Genomic DNA, 15688 nt, shown 5'->3' on the forward strand with positions numbered 1-15688 from the left:
TGGATCGCCGTTCCAATCTTCGCAACATCCAGCGTTCTGAGCCATTGCCGACTATTAACACCGCCAGATTGTGCCAGCTGGCTAGACCAGCGCCTCAGACGGCGAAGATAGACGAATGGGGGCAGTGCTCTTGCCAGTTAGAGACATAATCTTGACCGCGCGGAGCAAACATCCCTGTGGTGGCCCGAGCACAAACCGATAATCCAAAGCGCGCAGCGTTGAATCTGACGCAAGACGCGCGCTCTATCTTTTGTTGTCGCATCGTTTTTGCCAAAACATGTTCCCACCCTTCGACAAGCTCGGGACAGGCCTTTTTGGCACGATGCTCCAGCCCGCAAATCGCCTGCACTTCGCGACAGCCCTATTTCCCTAACCGCATCAGTTCCGCGCGGTAGCGAGCAGCCCAGTGATCACCTGGTCGGAAAAAAGCTCTAGGAACCAATGAGGATAGCGCGGTTCACCTGCACTGACGGCATCCAGTGCCGCGCACTGCTCGGCGCTGAGCCGAACGTTGACGGCCTTGAGTGTATCGGCAAGCTGATCGGATTTGCTGGCTCCAAGCAATATGCTTGTGACCGGTTGCCGCTCCAGCAGCCATGCAAGTGCGATCTGAGCCAGACTAGCTCCGTGCGTATCAGCAACCTGACGCATCACATCGAGCGTCGCGTAGCTTCTATCGACATCCATGGGCATGGCAGGGAAATCGGCAGCACGCGTACCTTCGTCCGGCTGCGCGCCGCGACGATATTTGCCTGTCAGGAATCCGCCGGCCAGCGGGCTCCACACCGTCAGACCAAGACCATAGTGCGCCAGGGCGGGGAGCAGCTCATCCTCAATGTCGCGCCCTACCAGTGAATAATAGAGCTGGCCGTGGGTGAAAGGGACGAGGTTGTTTGCTCGCATCATCTCCATGGCCGCCACGACCCGCCAGGCCGACCAGTTCGAGAAACCGAGATAGCGCACCTTGCCTGCGCGAACGATCGCATCGAGTGTGGAAAGCGTCTCTTCCAGGGGCGTATTGGAGCATTCGCGATGGACGAGATACACGTCGATCCAGTCCGTCCCCAGCCGCCGCAGACTTGCATCGACGGAGGCCAGGATGTGGCGCCGTGTCAGCCCGGCATCCAGGGGTTGCTGAGAGGAGCGTCCACCCACTTTCGTTGCGATCACCACATTCTGCCGGTGAGGGGCCAATGCCTTCCCCAATATCTCCTCAGACTGACCGCCGGCATAAACGTCCGCTGTGTCGAAGAAGTTTACTCCTGCGTCGATCGCCTGGCCGACCAATCCATCGGCACTGTCAGGGTCCACGTTGAACAGCGAAAGATCGCGATTGCCGCTACTGAAGGTCATGGCACCAAAAGCAAGCCGCGACACGAGCAGGCCGCTGTTGCCCAACAGTCTGTATTCCATCGCTTGCTTCTCCAACGTCTCATCGGCCCCACGCGCCAAGCAGGCAGCTAGGGTCAGGACCCATTGATTATCGGGCTGCAATGTGATTCAGGCGCGCAGTAAGGAGCCTGAGAGATGCGTGATTTGTTTTGGCTGACGGACGAGCAGATGGCTCGGCTTCAGCCCTATTTTCCGAAAAGCCATGGTCGCCAGCGGGTTGATGATCGACGGGTGTTAAGCGGGATAATCTTCGTCAATCGCAATGGATTACGGTGGTGCGATGCGCCAAGGGAATATGGCCCGGCGAAGACGCTTTATAACCGCTGGAAGCGCTGGGGAGACAAGGGTGTCTTCGTCCGGATGATGGAAGGCCTAGCCGCACCGCAGGCTCCCGAACGCAAGACGGTCATGATCGATGCAACTTATCTCAAAGCCCACCGCACGGCGTCCAGCCTGGCGGTAAAAAGGGGGAAGCTGGACGCCTGATCGGGCGCACGAAGGGTGGCATGAATACCAAGCTGCATGCCGTCACCGATGCAAACGGTCGCCCAATCAGCCTCTTCATAACCGCAGGTCAGGTCAGCGATTATACAGGGGCCGCCGCCCTGCTCGACACCCTCCCCAAGGCACAGTGGCTGCTGGCTGATCGGGGTTATGATGCGGACTGGTTCCGTGATGCCTTGCGGGAAAAGGGCATCAAACCCTGCATTCCGGGCCGTAAATCCCGGAACAAAGCCGTCAAGTACGACAAGCGCAGATACAAACGCCGCAACCGCATCGAGATCATGTTCGGTCGCCTCAAGGACTGGCGGCGTATCGCAACACGCTATGACAGATGCCCAACCGTCTTTCTCTCGGCCATCGCCCTCGCTGCTACCGTCATCTTCTGGCTCTGATCAATGAGTCCTGACCCTAGAGCGCGCTGCGTTAAATCTGGATCGGTCAGCGCGCTCTAAGTTTTTGTTTTACCGCATCGTTTTGGCGCAAAACCGGTTCCCACCCTTCGACAAGCTCAGGACAGGCTTTTGCGAACGATGCTCTATAGGACGGCCAAACAGATTTATACGTCAATGAGCGGGCAATGCGCTGTCGGCCTTCGGTGAAAGCGGCAGTCAACATGTCGATCAACCACCTTCAAGCCGAGCGGTAGGGCGTGATCGTTTCCGCTATCCCCATATATATATCGGCCATGTCGAGCGCATCGGTCATCGTCATCCGGTCGGTTCCGGCACGTGCATCTAATTCATTTTGGACATCGGTAACGTTATCGCAGTCGACATCATAGATCGCGAGGTAGTTCCATCGGGAGCCTTCCCGCATGCGAAACCGCTCCGCGCCCACGATGCCCGGAATGTCCATAACATCAGGCAGGTGAACGTCATCATACCAACTGTTGAACTCGGCGTCGCGACCATCGACAGCATTGGTTAAAACCACCATCTTGAATTTTGCCATGTCCTCGCTCCCAAAATGAATATTGTCTACCTGGTTGGTCGTCCGCGACTGTATGTCATAACCATTTTATCTGACAATCATGTAGGTATATTTCGTCGGGTGTTTATTGCCCTTGAATTTTTGGTTCGTCACCTGGTTTCAGGGTTCCGGATTGGTGAGTTTACCGGTGATACGGATGCCTGCGCCGTCTAGGTTGTATGATTTGTTCATGAAAATGAGTATGGAGGTGAGGGCCTCTGCGGCGGCGGAGTTGACGAGGGCACCTGCGTGCAGGCCCCGCAGCCCGGCGTGGCGGGCAAGTTCGATGACCTGGGTCCGGGCGGCCTTGTCGTCTCCGAACACGAGGACGTCGCAATCGACCTCCTCGTCGGTCGCGAGTTTATGGGCGGCGACGCTGTGGAAGGCCGAGACCAGCGTGCCCTGCCCGCCGAGCAAAGCTTCCGCCCGCACCGCGGCGCTGCCTTCGACGGGAAGCTGCACCCGCATCACCTTGGGCGGCACGAGCGGAACCGTGGTGTCGACCACCAGCTTGCCGGCCACATGAGGCGCGATCTCGCGCAAGGTCGCTTCCTGCGCGCTCCACGGCACGGTGACGACGATGATATCGGCCTGAGCGGCCGCATCGGCATTGGCAGCGCCCGACAGGCCAAAGCCGAGTTCGGCCGCCTTCTCCTGCGCACCGGCGGCAGAGCGCGACCCAAGGATCACGGTGAGGCCCGATTTTGCCCAGCGCCGCGCGAGCGCCGCGCCCAGATTGCCGGTCCCGCCGATGACGGCGATCGTGCCGAGCATAGTCACGCGGGCACCCGTTCGGCCGCTACGGGACCATAAAATGTGGTGCGCTGGCGGGCAAAGCGCCCTGCCGCCGCCGCTGTCGCCTCCATCCTCGCCGCATCGAACAGCTGGCCGTTGACGCCGCCTGCCGACCGGGTGATCGTCTCATCCATCAATATGCCTCCAAGATCATTGGCCCCAGCAGTGAGCGCCTCGCACGCACCATCAGGACCGAGCTTCACCCAGGATGCCTGGATGTTGGGTATGTGCGGATGCAGCGCCAGCCGGGCAACGGCGTGCATCAGCAAGGCCTCGCGATAGCTCGGCCCCGATCGCGCGGCCCCCTTGCGCCACAAGGGTGCTTCCATATGGACGAACGGCAACGGAACGAACTCGGTAAAGCCGCCGGTCTGCTCCTGCAGCGCCCTGATCCGCAACAGATGGCGCGCCCAGTGGTCGTAGCGGTCAACATGGCCGAACATGATCGTCGCGGTCGATCGCAAACCCACCGCGTGCGCCGACCGCATCACATCGAGCCACTGCTGGGTGGAGACCTTGTCCGGGCAGATGACAGCGCGAACCTCGTCGTCGAGTATCTCTGCCGCGGTGCCGGGCAATGTCGCAAGGCCGGCGGCCTTGAGGCGCCCCAGATAGTCCTCCAGCGGCAACCCCAGCGTTGCCGCGCCATGGCTGACTTCGAGCGGGGAAAAGGCGTGAATGTGAATGCCCGGCGCCGCCTGCCGCACGGCACGCGTGATGGCGAGATAGGTCTCGCCATTGAACTCGGGGTGGATGCCGCCCTGCAGGCAGACCTCGGTCGCGCCGCGCGCCGCCGCCTCCGCTGCCCGGCGTGCCACTTCCTCAAGGTCGAGCCGGTAGGCCGCGCCGCGCAGCGACCGCGTGCTTCCTTTGGAAAAGGCACAGAAGCCGCAATGATAGAGGCAGATGTTGGTGTAGTTTATGTTGCGGTTGACGACATAGGTGACGGCATCGCCCACGGCCTCATGGCGCAGCGCATCGGCTGCCGCAGCGATGTGGCGTACCTCTTCGCCCTCGGCGCAGAACAGCCGGACGATATCCGCCTCCGACAGGCCATCGCCGCTCGCCGCCCGGCTGATGATCCCATCGACCGTCGACAAGGCGGCGGAGGGGCCCGGCGCCATGGCGGCTATGGCACTGCCCGATCCGGCGCGCCATCCATCGGTAAAGGGCAACCCGCGCCCATCGACCGCCCGGCGCACCCGCGTGGCCATCGACGGATCCAGCCATTGCTCGGGATCGCGCGCATGACCCGGGCCGATCGCGAGCCGTTGCCGCAGCACGCGCCCTGCAGCGGCGGTTGCCGCGTCGAGGGCGGCAAGATGCGGCCAGGGCGCCTCGGGGTTCACATGATCGATCGTTACCGGCGACACGCCACCCCAATCGTTCACACCCGCCCGCAGCAACTCTCCCAGCTCGTCCGGGCGCAAATTGGGCGGCGCCTGGATCGACATGTCCGGCCCGAGGATGAGGCGCGCGGCCGCGATCGTCCACAGATGCTCTTCCAGCGACGGCTCGGGATGCCGCGCCATCGGCGTGCCGGGCTTGGCCCGGAAGTTCTGGACGATCACCTCCTGGATATGACCGTAGCGACGGTGAAGCGCGGCAATATCGAGCAGCGCGTCGATCCGCTCGCTGCGGGTCTCGCCGATGCCAATCAGAATGCCGGTGGTGAAGGCAACGCGCGCGCGGCCCGCCTCGGCAATCGACGCGAGGCGCTGTTCCGGATGCTTGTCCGGCGACCCGAAATGTGGCCCGCCCCGCTCGGACAGGCGCGCCGCCGACGTCTCGAGCATGATCCCCATCGAAGCGGCAACCGGGCGCAGCATCGCATAATCGCCCGCACCCATCAGCCCGGGGTTGAGATGCGGCAGCAGCCCCGTCTCACTGGCCACCAGCGCCGCCATCTCGCGAAGATAGGACAAGGTCGTCTCGTGGCCCAGCCGGTCGAGCGCGGCGCGCGCCGTTGCAAAGCGCAGCTCGGGCTGGTCCCCCAACGTAAACAGCGCCTCGCGGCACCCCGCCGCCTCCCCCGCACGCGCAATCCGCAAAACCTCGTGGCGATCAAGATAAGGCGCCTCAAGCCGCGACGGCGAGGCCGCAAACGTGCAGTAATGGCAAACATCCCGACACAGCCGGGTCAGCGGGATGAACACCTTGCGCGAGTAGGTGACAAGCGAACCATGGCCCGCAAGCGTCAGCGCTTCGCTCTCCCGCATGAGCTCGTCCAAGGACGCGCCAAGCAGCCAATCACGCCTGGCTTCCAGATCAGGAACTTCAAGACTAGGTCCTGTCAACACGAGACACACCACTCCACCATCTTAACCCGCGAGCATCGTTTACCTGGGGCGGATCGAGATTCGGCCCTAAAAAACTATGCCCAATCCTAACCGGGCCTTTTGGTTACGAAACGCAACTTGCTTTGATCATCACTCCCAGCGCTGCTGCGATCGACAAGGGGCACAGGTCATCACGCGCTATTTGGGCAAATCAGGCATTGCCACTTCGGCGTGCTCGATCCCCGCCAATTGTCCGCCGTCGACAACCAGGTCTGTTCCTGTGATGAAGCTAGCACGGGGCGAAACGAGAAAGGCCGAAACTTCAGCCAGCTCGACCGGATCGCCCTTCCGCTGAACACCTGCCACGTCGATCATGAACCGCATCGGATCGTTCATTTCACCCTCGGTCATGACGGTGTCGACGATCCCCGGGGAAATCGACACAAGCCTGACGCCGCGCTTGCCGAAGCTTCGCGCTTCGCGCCGTACCAGCGCACGCACTCCACGTTTGGACAGCTTGTAGGCCTCCATAGCGCCGGGAACCCGATCCGCGTAGCTGAGACTTCCCCCCGGCGGAAGCGGATTTTCGAAAAGCGCTTCAAGCTCGGGCGCTTCGGGGATGTGCGACGCCGTCGACGCGTAAAGAAGAATCGCGCTGCCCTGTGTCATCAGCGGCCTGACAGCTTCCACAAGCGCCAATGTTGCGTCGAGGTTGATGGCAAGAACCCGCTCCTTGGTACCCATCTGCGGCGCTATGCCGGCCGTATGAACGAGGGCGCCGATTCCACGCGCTTCCGCTGCCGAGACGATCTTCGCGATGAAGGACGGATCGGTGATGTCGCCGGCAATGATCTCTACGTTGGTCCCGTTCTCACGAAGCGGCCGCGCCACCGCTTCCAGTCTGGCGGCGTCAACATCACACAGCAGCAAATTCTTCCAGCCATCGCGCGCGAGACACGCCGCACATTTCGAACCCATTCCCCCTGCGGCTCCGGTAACGACGGCGACGCCGGTCGGCAACGCGCCGCCCGCCCCTTGCCAACCGCTCATCAAGCCACCTGCCGACCGAACTCAACCAGCTGCGGCACCAGCAGGGGCCAGCGCTTGAAAAGGGCTGTCGGATCCTTGATACGCTCGATCCATTCGCGATCGCCCCAGGGCGGGTCGACGATCTGCGCGCCGGGTATCAGCGCAGCCAGTTCTTCCGATGTGGCGCGCGGATGACTGGGGTCTGACACACCACTACGAAAAATGAGCACTGGCATGTTCAATTTTGCCAGATCAGCTCGCGTGATGCACGGCAGCGGGGAGTCGGTGATCATGAAGAACGCTTTCGCCCACTTCTGCATGATATCCCAGAACTGCTCTACATCGTAGGCAAGTATCCGCTCCAGATTGTCCGGGTTGCGCTGGACGCATGGAGCCAAAGCAAAATGTTCCGCTGCGGCACGCATGCCGTCCTTCCGCGCTGCCTCGGCCGGACCGCCGCAGTAGAAGGACGCGAGCACGGACATCCCGGTCCAGCTTCCCGAAATCCACAGCATCGCCAGACCGCTGACGACTTCCGGATGACGCAGCGCGGCAATCAGTGAAACGCGCGAACCGGCCGACCCGCCGACGACCAGCGCAGGCGCCATATCGAGCGCCTTGAGCAACCCGGCCAACACATCCGCGTTGAGAATGGATTCGCTCTCGCCCTCGAAAGAAATATGGGATTCACCGCAATTGGGTCGATCCCAGATGACGACCCTGTATCCGTTTTTGGCTAGTTCTTGAGCGGTTTCCCTTACCCCTGGCGTGTCCTTCGATTCCCGCCCGCCTGGCGTGATGATGGCGTTTTTTTGCCCATCGCCAATTATCTCATAAGCGATATCGAGACCGTTGACGCTGATTTTGGCCACAACCCCATCTCCTCTATATGCTTCGTTTTTCGATTTCGCGCTTATTATATATTGCAGCTCTTGCTGCCCTTGCGAATACCGCATTCAGGCGGTCACGAGGTCCGCGGGCATCTCGATCTTGTAGAGGTCAGCAGCGTTTTCGAACAGGATTTTCCGCTTACGAACTGGATCGAAGCTGCCCAGGGCAGTATCAATCGCCTCGGCGACATTGTCGTACAGGCATGTCGGGTGCGGGAAGTCGGTTTCGAACAATATGTTGTTCTCGCCGATCGTGTCGATCACCTGGCCCGGCGCATCTTTTTCGAACCAATAGCATGCATAGACATTTTGCCGGAAGTAGTCGCTTGGCCGCATTGTGAATTCGGGCCGGTTTTTGGCGACATCGTTCACAGCGAATTGGTGATCGGCCGCTTCCAGCACGAACGGTATCCAGCCAATACCGCTCTCCACCGAAACGAACTTGATCTTCGGATGACGTGCCAGCACGCCAGAGAACAACAGGTCGTTGAGTTGGAACGCGTTCATCAGGAAGCAGTCGGCGCTGCCCCGCGCCCACGCCGATGCAAACCCGTCCACCTTGCACCGCTCTTCAAAATTGAGGCTGGAAAGATCGCCGCTGCCGATATGGAAATTAATCGGCAGATCGGCTTCGACAGCAATCTCCCACAACGGATCCCAGTATCGGTCGCCGATAAATGGAAAGCCGAACTCGTGCGGCGCGCCCGTGAAAGTGATGCCACGGAAGCCCAGATCGACGCAGCGCTTGATTTCCTTGACGGTCTCGTCGACATCCCAAAACGGCACCGCCACGCTCTTCACGAACCGGCGGGGATCGACCGAAGTCCAGTCGACCAGAAAGTCGTTGTATGCCCGCACGCACTCGTTCGCCAGATCACGGTCGTCGCCGGTCAGGAACTGCTGCGCGCCAAAACCGCCCACATTGCCATAAAGAACCTGGGCCCATATTCCCGCCTCGTCCATGAACTTGAGCCGCTCCGCCGAGTCATAAGACGACGTGATGGCGTCTTCGTAATTCAGCGGAAAGGCCGGCAACTCCCCGGCAAAACCCGCCATTGCCGTCAATCCAACGGTCGCCAGCTTGCTATCCCCCATATACCAGGTAGCCGCACCGTTCGCTGGATCCGTGCGAACCTGCGGCACGCGATCCTTGAAACGCGCTGCAACGCGGCTTGTCCAGGTATCGGACGGCTCGGTGATGTGCGCGTCCGCGTCGATGCAAATATAGTTCGTCACTGAAAACCTCGCCAATATTGTGGAGAACGGGCCACCGCTTTCCGGCGGAGCCCCGTACAACCGGTCATCGCCGAAGCGGCGATCTGAGCCGAGGTCATCTGTAACCCGGAAGGCCATTGTGTCAAGCCATATTGTCCAACAAAATTGGCCGCCTCGAACGAACGACATCCCGGTTTTGAGCTTCCGGCAAGCGCTAAGGCGAAGCCCGGCGAGACGGTCACTGCGGCGCCCTGCTTCCGTCACCGGGCACTATGCCCACAGAGCAATATGCGGTGAACCGCTCGGCGAACTTCTATCGAAACGACAGCAGGCCCATAAGCCACAATCGACACGCGCCAAGAGAATATGAACCGTAAAACAATTGGATACTGACCGGCTACACCCAAAAGCCCCTCCCGATCCGGTCATATTTCGTCGAACAATATGACTTGACAATATCGGGGGCGTCGGCAAATCTGAGCCACAGCCTTTTGCGCCGAGACTTGGGCGCATCTCGCATCATGCCATATTGAAACATGCCATATTGAAAAAGGTCAGCCAGAATGACTTCGAAACTTCCCAGTGAATGTATCGAACGCGGTCCCCGCATCAAGGATATAGACTTTGCGCAATTTCGCATGCACGTCTCGACCGATCGCTATCACTGTCCGGCGTTTCATGCGCGCGAACGCGAACGCCTGTGGATGCGCATCTGGCAGGTCGCCGCACGACCGGATGACATCCCCCAACCGGGCGACTGGACCGAATATCGTATCTTCGATCAGTCCTTCATACTCGTCCGAGGCAAAGACAACGTCATTCGCGGCTTTGTTAATGCTTGCAGGCATCGCGGCTTCGCGCTCTGCGAAGGGCATGGCAAGTCGGCCCGCTTTACCTGCCTTTATCATAACTGGTCATACGGCCTCGATGGCAAGCTCCTCGCGGTTCCGAAGCCGGATTACGATGGTCCGGTCGAGGACTTCGTCGGCAGCAAGGACCAGTTGGGGCTTCGGCAAGTCCCGGTTGAATGCTTTGCCGGGTTTATATTCCTGAATCCTGACCCCGACGCCCGCCCGCTGAAGGAGTATCTCGGTGAATTTGCCGATCTCATGGCACCCTACCATCTCGACGAGATGGTGCCGGTAGGCATTAATGTAATCGAAGCCGTCGATTGCAACTGGAAAATCGTAATGGATGCCTTCCAGGAAGCCTATCATCTGCAGGGCATTCACCCGGATTTGGTCTCGACACTGGACGAAACCAACCAGCGTTACGGCTTCTTCGGGGATCATTCGGTAAGTTCTGGCCCGTTTGGGGACGCCAATCTCGAGAATTACGGGCCTGAAGATCAGGCACAGGCAATGCGTCGACTGATGGACAATTTTCCAGGTATTGCCCTCGTGCTGCCCCGCTTCGATGAACTTTTAGACCAGTACCGCAATTCGAACGGGGAACTGGCTTTTCCCGCTGGAGTCACTACGCGAAGGCTTTTCCAGCAGGCGACCCGCGAAAGCCTGGAGGCCAAGGGGCTCGACCTTGCCCAGCTTTCCGACGCACAGATGATCGACAGTCATTTCTATGTCGTCTTTCCCAACATATTCATTTCGGCACGAGCAGGCGAGGCGCTGGTCATCATTTCCTATCCGCATCCTGATGTGACCCTAATCGCTGCAATTGGTGGGTGCTCAATCTGGCCTGGCTGCCTGCCGAGCAGCGCGCCGCAGCGCGCGAGCCGCGAAAAGTCATGGCCGAGGGTGACCACTATCCCTACTTCATCACCCTGGAACAGGATTATGAGACAATGCCCCGGCAACAGCGCGGTCTCAAGAACAATGGGCTGGGCTATATGGCGCTCACGCGGCAGGAAATACGCCTGGCCTATTTTCATTCGGTGGTGGACAGCTGGCTGGAGGTGAAGAAGCCGATCAACGGCTGACGCGGTCTGCTGCCTGCGAGCGCTCACCCTTCGCAATTACACAGGATCGCGCATTGCGCGCTCCGGCAAATTACGGCAAATGATAATGCACATGAGCGATCATTTGAGGAACAAAAACTGGCTGCGCGGAACAGCCGCCCTGGACTATCGTGCGCAAAAGCCTGTCCAGAGCATGTCGAAGGACGGTAACCGGTTTTGCGCCAGAACGATGCGGTAAAACAAAACCTTGGAGCGCGCCGGCTGATTCAAATTTGACACAGCGCGCCCCGGCAGGAAGACATGTGTTGAAGAGGCGCGAGCGCAGATAGCCTGGGTAAAACATTGCCAAGCAGAGTGTCCTGAATTCAGAGGTGCTTGCAGAATAGCAGGGGAGCGAGACATGATTAAAGACCTGAGGTTCATGGTATGGCTCGGCCCGGTTGGCATAGTGCTGATGACGGTCGGCATGATGCCCCTGATGGGCTTTGTACCTCCGCCATCGCCTGCACTCGCTCCCGAAGCCGTCAAGGCACTCTATCTTGATCACTCGATCGGTATACGGCTCGGCGCAATGTCGATGATGTTCGGCGCAATGTGCTTCCTCGTATTTCTCGTTCCGATCTCGGCGGTGATCTACAAGATCAACCGCTCGCTGTGGCCGCTCGCCATCGTTCAGCTCCTTTCCGGCGCATTCGGCACCTTCCCCTTTATCACTGGAGCGGCCTCCCTACAGGTCGCCGCCTTTCGCCCGGACCGCGACGCTTATGCGATCCAGGCATTTTCCGACATGGGATGGTTTTATCTGATCATGACGGCGATGACGATCGTTCCGCAGTTTATCGCAATGGCTGTCGCCGCACTCCGAGACAAGTCCAGCCCGCCCCTGTTCCCGCGTTGGCTGGGCTATTTCAACTTGTGGTTGGCACTTTTATTCCAACCAGCGGTGCTCGCTCCGCTTTTCCAAACCGGCCCCTTTGCCTGGAATGGGCTGCTCAGCTTTTGGATACCCTTCGGCATATTTTTCATCTGGTACCTGGTCATGGTCCCTACGTTATTACGCGCACTTAAGCACCCGGCGTTTGCAGAGGAAGCCTGAGGATTGTTCAGGACGAAGACCAAGGTGGGCAGGCTGCCCGCAGAGCCAGGATGGTGGGCGTTTGTTGCCGGCGATCTGGTCATGTTCGGCATCCTCTTCGCCACCTTCGTCTACTATCGAGCGCTGTCGCCGCAAGTGTACGAGAGGGCGCAAACGCAATTGAGCACGCCCCTGGGCCTGCTCAACACCCTATTGTTGCTGACAGGCTCGCTGTTCGTGGCCCAGGCAGTAAGTGCGTTCAAGCACAAGAGCGACAGGTCGTTCATGCTCTTCGTCGCCGGTCTCGGGACCGGGGTCGCCTTTGTCGGCGTGAAGGTTGTTGAATGGGGAAGCAAGCTTGCCCATGGCATCACTCCGCTGACCAATGAGTTTTTTATGTTCTATTTCACATTTACGGGAATTCACCTCGTGCATGTGGTCGTGGGAATGGGCATGTTGCTGGTTATCGCACTGAAAGCGAAAGGCGGGGTTTTCGCTGACGAAGATCGGGTGTTTGTGGAGATCGGAGGAATCTTCTGGCATCTTGTCGATTTGATCTGGATCGTACTTTTTCCACTCATCTACCTGACGCGGTAGTCGTTAGCGCAAGGCGATTTCCATGCGGTTCTTTGTAGTCTGGCTATTGCTTATAGCGGCAACGCTTGCGAGTTTCGCGATCGGTGAAGACGTAAAAGCCAGCCCGGTGACAACCGCAATCATACTTGCAATTGCAATCGTCAAAGTACGTTTCGTCATACAGGAATTCATGGAAGTGCGGGCCGCGCCGTTGCTTCTGAGCATTGCGACGGATCTATGGGCCGCCGTCCTGTGGGTGGCACTTGTGGCGATACCCTATCTCGTGTGAACGCACGGTTGGGCCAACAAGCGGTCGCCCGGAGAAGATGGGCGGGCGATCAGAACCGAAAAGCCCGGTCTGATCGCCCTTCTTAATCAATATTTGAACCCGATGCGAACCGCGACGGAACGACCGAGCGCGGCCGAGCAAGCCAGCTCGTCTTCCCCGCCGACATTCCGTGTTGTGCCGCCCGCGATTAGCGTGGAAAACGCAGCGGCACCGGCAGAGTGCTGAGTGCTGCAAAAGCCGGGCCGCAGTTTGTCGGTGAGGTTCTTACCCGCCAACCCAACGCTCCATCGATCGTCGGAGCCGTATAGAGTAAGACTGAGATCCACTTTGAGAGCCTCGGACTGGCGAACCTGGGGTCTTGTGGCCGGATCGGAGACTACCGTGATGTATGATGAAGAATACTGATTTTCGTTCGCAAAAATCAGGCGCTTGCCGTTAGCAAGGCCCGCTTCGTACGCGAACCCGAAATTGATCCGCCATTCGGGAGCACGTACAAATGGTATCCCCCTGAGGTCTTGCGAAGTGTAATATCCGATGCGTCCCGAGCCAGCCGGATCCAGAATCGCTCCGGGGGCGTTGGTGGGATCAGGAGCGGGAGCCCACTGCTGGGTGCAGCCTTGGGAAATCAACTGGCCGCCGTAGCACGGCACATTGTTGAGCTTGAGAAACTTGGTCTTGTTCCAGTTGGCGACAAGGCTGAGGCTCAGGCCTTCGACCGCCGGTGGACGGTAATTGAGTTCAAGGTCCACACCATGGATATCCGCCTTGCCCGCGTTGATCGTGCGAACGACGGGCAATCCGTTCTTCTGGAGTTCGTTCACGCCTGTCTGAAGGCCATCATATCGATAGTAGTAGCCTGCTACGTTGAGCGAGAGCGCGCGATCCATCAGGCGCGCCTTGATGCCCCCTTCACCGCCGGTCACCCGTTCGTCACCGAAGCTCTTGTCCTCGCCCGGATTGCCAGGCACCACGATGCTGAAAGAGCCAGATTTATAGGCGCGTTTGGCGGCAGCGAAAACGGTCAGATCGTCGGTCGCCAGATAAGTCAGCGTCAGCTCGGGTGACCAGTTCTTGGAACCGATGTGGTCCGACCCCGGCTTCAGCGCCACCCGCGTGTTGGTAAAGCGATCGAGGACATGAAGCTTCCTCCGCTCGTTCTGCCAACGGGCGCCCGCCGCAATTTCAAGCTTGTCGGTCGCTTGCCAGCGCAGTTGGCCGAAGAACGAAATCGAATCGATATCGATGGTGCTCTTTCCCTTGACCAATTCCGGCGGCAAGATGGGAACTGCCGGAAAGATGGGTACGAGATCGCTCAACAAAAACGATTGATTGCCCAGCAAGAGAAAATCGTTCGAGATTTTGCCCTTCTGATAGAAGGTGCCGGCCGTGAAATTGAGGGGGCCGTCGAAGTCTGATGCAAGCCTGAGTTCCTGAGTGAACTCGCGCCGACGAAAGCGCGTGTCGACCAAGAAGGCGGGGGCTGCATAGCTCGCCGAAGTTGCGTTTACGGACGCGTCCCCCTTGGCATCGTAAAAGCCGCTCAAAGAGGTGAGGGACAGCTGACTGCTCAGATCGTAGTTGAGCTCCAGCGAGCCGAAGTTTTGCCGAAGGGTGTGAAAAGGCACGCCATTGTTGCGTACACCTCGAAAGGCGGCAGGGTCGAAATCGATAATGGTAATCTTCTTGTCGAACTTGCAATCCTCGGCAGGTGAAAAGAAGTTCCAGGGCGCGCCACCGATCGGCCCTGTTCCATCGGGGCATGACGCCAGCTGCAGAGTGGAGCCGTATCTAAATTTGTCCTTGGTGAAGTTGGCTTTAAGTCGAGCGGTGAAATTGTCGGTTGGCTTCCACAGAGTCGTCAGGCGAACAAGATGGCTCCGACCGCCGCCGAGCCTGGAATAACGAGGATTTTTGCCACCAAAGCGGGGTTGCGCAAAGGCTATGTTCTTGAGGTCTCCATCCAGATTGCTGTAGAGAGCCGCGACACGGACGCCCAGCGTTTCGTTGATTGGAGTGGAGATAACGAATTCCCCGCGTTTCTCCCGAGTTTCGAACTCGTAGGAAGCGTTGGCTTTGACCTCAAGCTCTTTGCCCGGATCGGCCGTCTGGAAGGAAATGAGGCCGGCAGTGGTGTTCTTGCCAAAATAGAGCGCCTGGGGCCCCTTCAACACCTCAACCTGCTGCAGATCGAACGCGGCAGCGCGAAACGCAAGTCCGTGGGTCAACTGCAGCCCATCGATCACAAGCGAAACAGATTGGTCGACACCCTGATCGAGAGAGTTCGAGCCGACGCCCCGCAGCGACATCTGCTCGCCGATCGAACCAATTGTGCTGCCACTTGCCAGACCTGGAATGCGCGTTGAAATGTCTTGCACATCGCGGATCTGAAAACGCTCGATCGCGTCGGCCGTTAGGACCTGCTCGACGACAGGCACGCGCAGAACGGACTCCTGCTGTTTTCGCGCGGTGACGATAATTTCGCCGTCCCCACTGCCCTGCTCGGACTGCGCCGCTGCCGGCATCACCGAAAGCGGCGCTACACATAGAACCGCCATCAATGCGGCACCGGCGGCTTTCCTCGAGTCATCCATCACTTGGCATCCTCCCGTTTCGGCGCGAGTATTTCTCGCCATTCTTATGAATTCTGGTCTTATGGCTAACCGGCAAATCATCTGTTGATGCAGCGGCACTCCAGACCTGCCGCCCGAATCTAGCCAAAGCCTGCATGATGTCAAATATTATTGTCCTACAACTTCGCCC

Annotated in this window: 13 protein-coding genes and 1 pseudogene; 6 read left to right on the top strand and 8 right to left on the bottom strand. The window is 59.1% G+C overall.

The annotated features are described in order from the left end of the window. Window positions 1-378: 378 nt before the first annotated feature. Entirely contained in the window at window positions 379-1413 is a 1035-nt protein-coding gene (locus OOT33_RS07910; RefSeq protein WP_307749471.1) for an aldo/keto reductase, read from the bottom strand. Between the two features lie 114 nt (window positions 1414-1527). Between OOT33_RS07910 and OOT33_RS07915 the strand changes: the two genes are divergently transcribed. Further along, a protein-coding gene (locus OOT33_RS07915; protein WP_307748392.1) for an IS5 family transposase occupies window positions 1528-2288 on the top strand; the annotation gives its coding sequence in 2 pieces (ribosomal slippage) (window positions 1528-1864 and window positions 1864-2288; 762 coding nt in all). A 238-nt stretch (window positions 2289-2526) separates the two neighbouring features. On the opposite strand, the gene OOT33_RS07920 is transcribed toward OOT33_RS07915, so the two are convergent. The 6 genes from OOT33_RS07920 to OOT33_RS07945 all read right to left on the bottom strand — a co-directional run bounded on the left by OOT33_RS07920 (window position 2527) and on the right by OOT33_RS07945 (window position 9094). Then, window positions 2527-2847 carry a DUF4286 family protein gene (locus tag OOT33_RS07920; protein ID WP_307749472.1) on the bottom strand — a complete coding sequence of 107 codons (321 nt, stop codon included), beginning with the start codon at window positions 2845-2847 and terminating at the stop codon, window positions 2527-2529. Window positions 2848-2985: 138 nt separating this feature from the next. After that, window positions 2986-3639 (bottom strand): NADPH-dependent F420 reductase, encoded by a 654-nt coding sequence (npdG, locus tag OOT33_RS07925; RefSeq protein WP_307750336.1) that lies wholly within the window; start codon window positions 3637-3639, stop codon window positions 2986-2988. Window positions 3640-3641: 2 nt separating this feature from the next. Continuing rightward, entirely contained in the window at window positions 3642-5879 is a 2238-nt protein-coding gene (gene cofH, locus OOT33_RS07930) for a 5-amino-6-(D-ribitylamino)uracil--L-tyrosine 4-hydroxyphenyl transferase CofH (RefSeq protein ID WP_307749473.1), read from the bottom strand. Between the two features lie 258 nt (window positions 5880-6137). Further along, complete coding sequence (locus OOT33_RS07935; RefSeq protein ID WP_307749474.1) at window positions 6138-6959, bottom strand: SDR family oxidoreductase; 822 nt, start codon at window positions 6957-6959, stop codon at window positions 6138-6140. Window positions 6960-6988: 29 nt separating this feature from the next. Then, the gene (locus tag OOT33_RS07940; protein ID WP_307749475.1) at window positions 6989-7840 is read right to left on the bottom strand and encodes an alpha/beta fold hydrolase; all 852 of its coding nucleotides are present in this window, start codon (window positions 7838-7840) and stop codon (window positions 6989-6991) included. Between the two features lie 84 nt (window positions 7841-7924). Next, window positions 7925-9094, bottom strand: a complete 1170-nt coding sequence (locus OOT33_RS07945; RefSeq protein WP_307749476.1) for an amidohydrolase family protein — start codon at window positions 9092-9094, stop codon at window positions 7925-7927. Between the two features lie 683 nt (window positions 9095-9777). Between OOT33_RS07945 and OOT33_RS07950 the strand changes: the two are divergent. The 5 genes and pseudogenes from OOT33_RS07950 to OOT33_RS07965 all read left to right on the top strand — a co-directional run. Then, window positions 9778-10710 (top strand): annotated as a pseudogene (locus OOT33_RS07950) (Rieske 2Fe-2S domain-containing protein); the annotation flags it as partial. A gap of 44 nt (window positions 10711-10754) precedes the next feature. After that, window positions 10755-11009, top strand: a complete 255-nt coding sequence (locus OOT33_RS17880) for an SRPBCC family protein (RefSeq protein ID WP_373690535.1) — start codon at window positions 10755-10757, stop codon at window positions 11007-11009. 433 nt (window positions 11010-11442) lie between these two features. Then, a complete protein-coding gene (locus OOT33_RS07955; RefSeq protein WP_307749479.1) occupies window positions 11443-12084 on the top strand; it encodes a hypothetical protein in 642 nt (213 codons plus the stop codon). A gap of 3 nt (window positions 12085-12087) precedes the next feature. Then, a complete protein-coding gene (locus OOT33_RS07960) occupies window positions 12088-12660 on the top strand; it encodes a cytochrome c oxidase subunit 3 (RefSeq protein ID WP_307749480.1) in 573 nt (190 codons plus the stop codon). Window positions 12661-12682: 22 nt separating this feature from the next. Beyond that, the gene (locus OOT33_RS07965; RefSeq protein WP_307749481.1) at window positions 12683-12928 is read left to right on the top strand and encodes a cytochrome C oxidase subunit IV family protein; all 246 of its coding nucleotides are present in this window, start codon (window positions 12683-12685) and stop codon (window positions 12926-12928) included. An 86-nt stretch (window positions 12929-13014) separates the two neighbouring features. Here OOT33_RS07965 and OOT33_RS07970 read toward each other — a convergent pair whose 3' ends face one another. Further along, window positions 13015-15519: a TonB-dependent receptor domain-containing protein gene (locus tag OOT33_RS07970; protein WP_307749482.1), complete on the bottom strand. Its 2505-nt coding sequence runs from the start codon at window positions 15517-15519 to the stop codon at window positions 13015-13017. Window positions 15520-15688 lie beyond the last annotated feature (169 nt).

Source organism: Sphingobium sp. DEHP117 (assembly GCF_030867385.1).
Taxonomy (GTDB): Bacteria; Pseudomonadota; Alphaproteobacteria; order Sphingomonadales; family Sphingomonadaceae; genus Sphingobium.

Bases quoted from the DNA above. Each gene is read 5' to 3' on its own strand.
- OOT33_RS07910 (WP_307749471.1), bottom strand. From the start codon at position 1,413: ATGGAATACAGACTGTTGGGCAACAGCGGCCTGCTCGTGTCGCGGCTT.
- OOT33_RS07920 (WP_307749472.1), bottom strand. From the start codon at position 2,847: ATGGCAAAATTCAAGATGGTGGTTTTAACCAATGCTGTCGATGGTCGC.
- npdG (WP_307750336.1), bottom strand. From the start codon at position 3,639: ATGCTCGGCACGATCGCCGTCATCGGCGGGACCGGCAATCTGGGCGCG.
- cofH (WP_307749473.1), bottom strand. From the start codon at position 5,879: ATGCGGGAGAGCGAAGCGCTGACGCTTGCGGGCCATGGTTCGCTTGTC.
- OOT33_RS07955 (WP_307749479.1), top strand. From the start codon at position 11,443: ATGACGGTCGGCATGATGCCCCTGATGGGCTTTGTACCTCCGCCATCG.
- OOT33_RS07965 (WP_307749481.1), top strand. From the start codon at position 12,683: ATGCGGTTCTTTGTAGTCTGGCTATTGCTTATAGCGGCAACGCTTGCG.
- OOT33_RS07970 (WP_307749482.1), bottom strand. From the start codon at position 15,519: ATGGATGACTCGAGGAAAGCCGCCGGTGCCGCATTGATGGCGGTTCTA.